This is a genomic window from Corallococcus sp. CA047B, assembly GCF_003612065.1.
Classification (GTDB): domain Bacteria; phylum Myxococcota; class Myxococcia; order Myxococcales; family Myxococcaceae; genus Corallococcus; species Corallococcus praedator.
Genome location: NZ_RAWD01000465.1, coordinates 1 through 5590, shown reverse-complemented (window position 1 = coordinate 5590; position 5590 = coordinate 1). Strand labels below are relative to the sequence as shown.

The window sequence follows — 5590 nt, the reverse complement described above, 5'->3', positions numbered from 1 at the left end:
GTTCATAGAGGGGGCACAGAGGGGGCGGGGGGGCGGCCGAATCCTACAAACAGAACCTACATGCAGCAAGGTGACCTTATGACACCCATTGGTGGGGTCAAAATCGAGCCTGTCGCATGTTTCAGCCGCGCGAGCCCTCCCGACCTCCGCCGCGCTGCGGCACGACGAACGGGGCCTGCGTCAAACCAGGGCCGCCAAAGACATCCACCCACCGCACCCAAATACGAGCAAATCGACATAAATAAGACATTCCAGAACTTTCTAGCTGCGGGCTGTTAGAAGGCGACCATGAATCGAGCCCCTTCCCTGCCCCTGTCTCGCCCGCCGTCCCTTTCGCGCTGGAGCGTCCTCGCGCTCCTTGGCGTGTTCGCGCTGACGCTGGGCGCTTGTAGCGATGCCACCCCCATCGACGAAGCGCGCGCGCTGGAGACGGGCGAGGAGGTGACGGTGGAGGGCCACGTCTCCGTGCAGCCCGGCGCGTTCGTCTCCGCCCTGGGGGACGAGGGCTTCGCGCTGCAGGACGACACGGGAGGCATCTACGTGAAGCTGGACCCGAAGCAGACCTTCGGGTTGGGCGCGCACGTGCGCGTCACCGGCACGCTGGATGAGCAGAACCAGCTTCGCATCCTCAAGGCCGTGGCCGCGGACGTGAAGGTGCTCTCCGGAACGCAGCTGGTGTCCGCCAAGGACGTGACGACCGGCGGCGTGAACGAGTCCGTGGAGGGGCAGCTCATCAGCGTCTCCGGCGCCATCACCCAGGCGTTCGTGGACGACTCGCCGTACGGCTACAAGCTCTACATCAACGATGGAACGGGCGAGGTGCAGGTGTTCGTGCACGTGTCGGCCGGCTTCGACAAGGCGGCGCTGCAGGAGCTCACGGTGGGGCAGCGGCTCCGCGTCGTGGGGCTGGCCGCGCAGTATGAGACCACCTACGAGGTGGCGCCCCGGATGCCCGCGGACTTGAGCGTCCTGCCGTAGCGCGGTCCGCCATGGCTGGAGGTCCTGGCACACCCAGTGCCAGTTCCGGGACGGTCGGGCCGTTGGCTTTCGTGCACTCGCCGCGAGGCCCACCTCCTGGCGTATCCACTCGCCAACGCGTGCCTGAAGGGCGAACAGGCGGGCAGGTCCCAACCGTACCGGCAGTGCCAATCCATCGGGGTCCCTGGCGGACGAACGAGGGCTGGCATGGACGCACTTCGAGGAACAGCGGTGGTCTTGTTCGCATGCGCGAGCGTGCTCGGGCCGGGCGCCGCATGGGCCCAGGCCCCGGGCGAGGATGACTCCGGCGACATGATGTCGGAGGAGAAGCTGGAGGCGCTGCTCGACACGCCCACCGCGCAGCCGTCGCAGGACGAGCTGACGGCGGAGGCCTTTGGTCCGGAGCGGCTGACCTCCTACTTCGCCGAAGGGCTGCTGGCGCGGGCGCGGGCGGAGTTCGACCGGGGCCGGTACAAGTCGGCGCGGGCCCTGCTCGGGACGGAAGCGCCCCCTTCCCTTCCCGGCCGCTACCTCCAGGCCCAGAGCGCGTTCCTCGCGCGGGACTTCACCACCGCGGCCGCGGAGTTCACGGCGCTGGCGGAGGACTACGCCCCGCTGCGCGACCACTGCCTGATGCGGGCCGCGCAGTCCCATGAGCGCCTGCGCAAACCGCTGCGCGCGGCGGAGCAGTACGGCGCCGTGTCCACGGGCTCTCCGCTGTACCCGGAGGCCCGCTTCGCCATGGCGCGCGTGCTCAAGCGCCAGCTGCGCATCCCCGAGGCCCTGACGGCGCTGCAGGAGTTCATCGACAGCCGCCAGGCGCGCGGGCCTGACGCGCTCCGGATGAAGGCGCTGCTGGAGTACTGCGAGCTGGCTCGCGCGGCGGGCCAGTACAACGCCGAGCACCGCGCGCTGCTGGAGGTCTGGGCCACGGCTCCAATGTCGCCCGCGGCGGACCGCGCTCGCGCGCTGCTGCGGGACCTGCCCCTGCCCATGAAGTGGCGCGTGCGCCGGGCGGAGGCGCTGGTGGAGCTGCACCAGAACACGGCGGCGATGACGATGCTGTCCCGTTCGGGCCCTCGCACGGAGCTTCCGGACGAGCTGGCCTGCCGCGCCCAGCTCACCCTGGGCCGGGCCCTGCGCAAGGAGCGCCAGCACCGCCGCGCCATCCAGGTCCTGGAGCCGGTGGCCCGCGAATGCCTTTCGCCCGAGCAGCGTCCGCAGGCGCTCTACCTGCTGGCCTATTCGCAGTCGGTGGTCCAGCCCGAGGCGGCCGTGGAGACGTACGCCACGCTGGCGAAGGATTACCCGGAGCACGGCTACGCCGATGACGCGCTGTTCTTCGAGGCCTGGACGCAGCAGCGCCTGGGACAGGCGGACGAGGCGCTCAAGAACTACGAGGCGCTGGCGCGGCGCTACCCCGCCGGCAACTTCGCCGCCGAGGCCCTGTTCCGCGCCTTCTGGCTGCACTCGCGCAAGGGTGAGACGCAGCAGGGTCTGGCGTCGCTGATGGCGGTGGAGCAGCTTCCGGAGACGGCCCGCACCGACGATGCCCTGTGGCGGGCGCGCTACTGGCAGGCGCGCGTGCAGGAGTCTGGCGGCGCGACCGACGCGGCGCTGGCGCGCTACGAGCTCATCGCCACCGAGCGCCCCACGGCGTGGTACGGCCTGCTGTCCCGGACCCGGCTCGCGCAGCAGGCCCCGGAGCGGCTGGCGCGCATGATGGAGGCCGCCGCGGCCCCGGCGGCGGTGACGAAGGCGGTCGCGGGCGTGCCGACGAGCGCCCCCGGAACCGACGAGGTCTGGCCCCTGCCCCCCGGCCCGCTCCAGAAGGATCCGCGCTTCTCCGCGGGCGTGGAGCTCTTGCGCCTGGGACAGCCGGGCGTGGTGGAGGAGCTGCTCGCGGTGGACACGCGGGGCCTCGCGGAAGCGCCCGCGCGGCTGCTCTACCAGACGATGCGCCGCACCGGCCGGGGACGGGCCACGCGGCAGGTGGCGCGCGTGTCGCTGCGCCAGGAAGCCTCCGGGCCGCTGAGCGCCGCGTCGCGACCGGTGTGGGAGGCCACGTGGCCGCTCGCGTTCCGTCCGCTCATCCAGAGCCACTCGCGCGCGGCGCGCGTGGATCCGGACCTGCTGCAGGGCCTCATCCGCGAGGAGAGCCGGTTCAACCCGCGCGCCCGCTCCTCCACCGGCGCCCTGGGGCTCGCGCAGCTCATGCCCGCGACGGCGCGGCAGGTGGCGGACTCGCTCAAGATGGCCGCCGTGGACGAGGCGTCCCTCCTCCAGCCCGCGCAGAACATCCGCCTGGGCGCGGCGTACCTGGGCCAGCTGCTCAAGCACTTCGACGGCAATCCCGCCTACGCGGTGGCCGCCTACAACGCGGGCCCGGCGGCGGTGGAGCGCTGGCGCCGCGCCCTGCCCCAGGCGGAGCTGGACGAGTGGGTGGAGCACATCGCCTTCGAGGAGACCCGCGACTACGTCAAGCGCGTGCTCGGCAGCTACAGCGCCTACAAGCTGCTCTACGCGAACCAGCTCCCCACGTCGTTCCAGCCCGCGCGCAAGGTCCCGCTGGAGGCCACGCACATGCCGAAGGTGAGCCCCGCGACGGGCACCGGCGGCAGCGGCAAGAACATGGCGACGCCGACGTCCTCCATCTCCGGCGGCCGGTAGGAACTCGGGACTCCGGCCGGCGGCCATGCCTCCCGGCCGGACCCGCGCGCTATGGCGTGATCCGCTGCGCCACCGCGCTGGTCATGATCAGCGAGGCCCGCGTGGACGCGCTCATCACCGACGCGGGCGCGCTCACGCTGAACGGCTGCTGGCGGAAGAAGTCCGTCTCCCGCTGCGCGAACTCCATGATGTTGCTGATCGTCGCGGGCCGGTTCAGCAGCTCCCGCTGGGCCTCGTAGAAGTCGCCCACCTGGCCGGCGGCGGCCTCGCGGCCCGCGGCCTGTCCCGCGCGGCCCTGCTCTCCGGCGCGCTCCAGCAGGCTCGGCGCGGCGGCAGCCATTCCCGGAACGGCGAGGGCCGCGGCGCTCGGCGCGGCGCCGATGCCGTACCCCACCGCGCCCAGCGTCTGCATCGCGCCTGACAGCAGCGGACGGATGGCCGCACCCACGGAGCCCGGGGGACTCTGCCGCGTCACCTCCAGGGCCCGCTCCCGCTGCCCCAGGGGCGCGGGGCCTTCCGTGCCCGTGAGGTTCACCGGAGGAGGCGCACCGGGCGGCACGAAGCCGTCCTGCTGGAGCGCCACCTGCGTCTCCGTCGGGACAGAGGCGGATTCGGGCGTCGCGGTGCGAGCCTCCGCCACGTCCTCCACCGGATTGGAAACAGGGCGGGTGACGCCCCGGCTGCCGACAGGACCGATGTTTCCCATGGGCCCCGAGGCTACCACGGAGGTGCCTCGACACCGGACGGAATGAACGTCCCGTCCGGCGTCAGGAGCGGTGTGGCGGGAAGTGCTACTTCGCGCCTTCGGGCAGCGTGATGGATTCCGAACGGACGATGAGCTCGTTGGCCACCGCGTTCACGTCGATGCCCGTGAAGTGACGGTACGGATAGGCGCCGTCCGCGATGGTCTCCACGAACTCCACCTCGTCACCCACGACGGGCTTGCCATTCACGTCCACCGTGAAGGTGTTCTTCACCGCGCCCACGCGCCACACGCACGCGCCCACGTCCGACGCCGCGCGCTTCGACAGACCGTCGATGTCGAAGTCGTTCAGGAAGTGGTGGTTCATCTCCGCCCAACGGAGGAAGTCCCGCCAGTTGGTGAAGGTGATCACCATGCCGGCCGGCTGGTGGCTGGTCCCCTGGAGCACGCCGCCCAGGTAGACGTTCATCGCGTAGCGGGAACCGCCCGGCGAGCCCGTGAACGTGGGCGCCATGGTGACCGTGTCCGCCTCGCGGCCCGGGGTGATCTTCAGCGTGCTGACCACCTGATCCGCGTCACGCGCGGACAACTGGAGCCCGCCCCTCGCGCCCAGGCTCACCGCGCTGCGCTGCTCCCACTTCACCGCCTTCGTGAAGGTGCTGGCGACACCGTCCGTCTTCGCCGCGAGACCGGAGACCAGCAGGCCCTCCGTGCTGGACGCGAGCCTCGCCTTGCCCAGCGCGCAGCTCGTGATGCCGTCGAACTGCTTGATGCACTGGGACTCCGCCGCGGACTCCTGCGCGTTCAGCGAACCGGAGGGCTGGGAGTCGTCGGCGCCGGCACAGCCCGCCATGGTCAGCAGCATGGAAGCCAGCAGGGAGCCCGTCATCTTCAGGTGCATGCACTACCTCGTCGTGGGGTGAACTGCACCGGCCACCCCTGCACCGCTTGCGCCAACACCCCGAATCTGTCTGTCTTCACTCTTATGTTTCATGTCATGAGAAATCAGGAGTAGCCTTTGGCGTCACATGAAACAGTGTATTTGTAGCAAGTCGGGTCACAGGGAGAGAAATGACGCGGTGACGGGCTGACGCGAAACTGAAACCTGGATTCAGGGAATGGACCGTGACCGCCCGGGAAGATGCCGCGGCGCACAACTTCTGACCGGCCCGGTCGGATAATCTGGGGAGCGCGGTTCATCCCCTGGACTCCCCCACCATGGCCACGAAGATTCCCGAC

4 protein-coding genes are annotated in these 5590 nt (G+C 70.6%); 2 read left to right on the top strand and 2 right to left on the bottom strand.

Translation table 11 applies throughout. The features are described from left to right. Nucleotides 1-288 precede the first annotated feature (288 nt). Nucleotides 289-978, top strand: a complete 690-nt coding sequence (locus D7X74_RS38950) for a DNA-binding protein (RefSeq protein ID WP_120538014.1) — start codon at nucleotides 289-291, stop codon at nucleotides 976-978. A 207-nt stretch (nucleotides 979-1185) separates the two neighbouring features. After that, nucleotides 1186-3648 (top strand): transglycosylase SLT domain-containing protein, encoded by a 2463-nt coding sequence (locus tag D7X74_RS38945; protein ID WP_120538013.1) that lies wholly within the window; start codon nucleotides 1186-1188, stop codon nucleotides 3646-3648. Nucleotides 3649-3697: 49 nt separating this feature from the next. Here D7X74_RS38945 and D7X74_RS38940 read toward each other — a convergent pair whose 3' ends face one another. Together D7X74_RS38940 and D7X74_RS38935 are read right to left on the bottom strand one after the other, a co-directional pair. After that, the gene (locus D7X74_RS38940) at nucleotides 3698-4354 is read right to left on the bottom strand and encodes a hypothetical protein (protein ID WP_147444554.1); all 657 of its coding nucleotides are present in this window, start codon (nucleotides 4352-4354) and stop codon (nucleotides 3698-3700) included. 85 nt (nucleotides 4355-4439) lie between these two features. Then, entirely contained in the window at nucleotides 4440-5252 is an 813-nt protein-coding gene (locus D7X74_RS38935; RefSeq protein ID WP_120538011.1) for a hypothetical protein, read from the bottom strand. Nucleotides 5253-5590 lie beyond the last annotated feature (338 nt).